Source organism: Agrobacterium sp. K11 (assembly GCF_059429395.1).
This window is the reverse complement of record NZ_JCAHRB010000042.1, coordinates 1-1245: the sequence shown is the minus strand read 5'-3', so window position 1 is coordinate 1245 and position 1245 is coordinate 1. Positions and strand designations below refer to the sequence as shown.

At 56.1% G+C, this 1245-nt stretch carries 1 protein-coding gene; it reads left to right on the top strand.

Features of this window, described 5'->3' with window-relative positions:
* Positions 1–120: 120 nt before the first annotated feature.
* Entirely contained in the window at positions 121–924 is an 804-nt protein-coding gene (locus tag AC5SEO_RS26845) for a carbohydrate-binding protein (RefSeq protein ID WP_334407799.1), read from the top strand.
* The last annotated feature ends 321 nt before the right edge of the window (positions 925–1245 follow it).

The following is a 1245-nucleotide window of genomic DNA, read 5'->3' as shown; positions in this document are numbered from 1 at the left end:
GCGCGTCTGGGCGGCTTTATGGATAGCAAACGTACCGGCATTGCGAGCTGGGGTGCGCTGTGGGAAGGTTGGGAAGCGCTGCAAAGCAAACTGGATGGCTTTCTGGCCGCGAAAGACCTGATGGCGCAGGGCATTAAAATCTGCATCACGGGAGATGCACTAGTTGCCCTACCCGAGGGCGAGTCGGTACGCATCGCCGACATCGTGCCGGGTGCGCGGCCCAACAGTGACAACGCCATCGACCTGAAAGTCCTTGACCGGCATGGCAATCCCGTGCTCGCCGACCGGCTGTTCCACTCCGGCGAGCATCCGGTGTACACGGTGCGTACGGTCGAAGGTCTGCGTGTGACGGGCACCGCGAACCACCCGTTGTTGTGTTTGGTCGACGTCGCCGGGGTGCCGACCCTGCTGTGGAAGCTGATCGACGAAATCAAGCCGGGCGATTACGCGGTGATTCAACGCAGCGCATTCAGCGTCGACTGTGCAGGTTTTGCCCGCGGGAAACCCGAATTTGCGCCCACAACCTACACAGTCGGCGTCCCTGGACTGGTGCGTTTCTTGGAAGCACACCACCGAGACCCGGACGCCCAAGCTATCGCCGACGAGCTGACCGACGGGCGGTTCTACTACGCGAAAGTCGCCAGTGTCACCGACGCCGGCGTGCAGCCGGTGTATAGCCTTCGTGTCGACACGGCAGACCACGCGTTTATCACGAACGGGTTCGTCAGCCACGCTACTGGCCTCACCGGTCTGAACTCAGGCCTCACGACAAATCCTGGTGTATCCGCTTGGCAGGTCAACACAGCTTATACTGCGGGACAATTGGTCACATATAACGGCAAGACGTATAAATGTTTGCAGCCCCACACCTCCTTGGCAGGATGGGAACCATCCAACGTTCCTGCCTTGTGGCAGCTTCAATGACTGCAGGAAGGGGATCCGGCTGCTAACAAAGCCCGAAAGGAAGCTGAGTTGGCTGCTGCCACCGCTGAGCAATAACTAGCATAACCCCTTGGGGCCTCTAAACGGGTCTTGAGGGGTTTTTTGCTGAAAGGAGGAACTATATCCGGATAACTACGTCAGGTGGCACTTTTCGGGGAAATGTGCGCGGAACCCCTATTTGTTTATTTTTCTAAATACATTCAAATATGTATCCGCTCATGAGACAATAACCCTGATAAATGCTTCAATAATATTGAAAAAGGAAGAGTATGAGTATTCAACATTTCCGTGTCGCCCTTATTC

What these genes read in the sequence shown, in the direction of transcription:
- AC5SEO_RS26845 (WP_334407799.1), top strand. Translation starts at nt 121, where the DNA reads ATGGCGCAGGGCATTAAAATCTGCATCACGGGAGATGCACTAGTTGCC.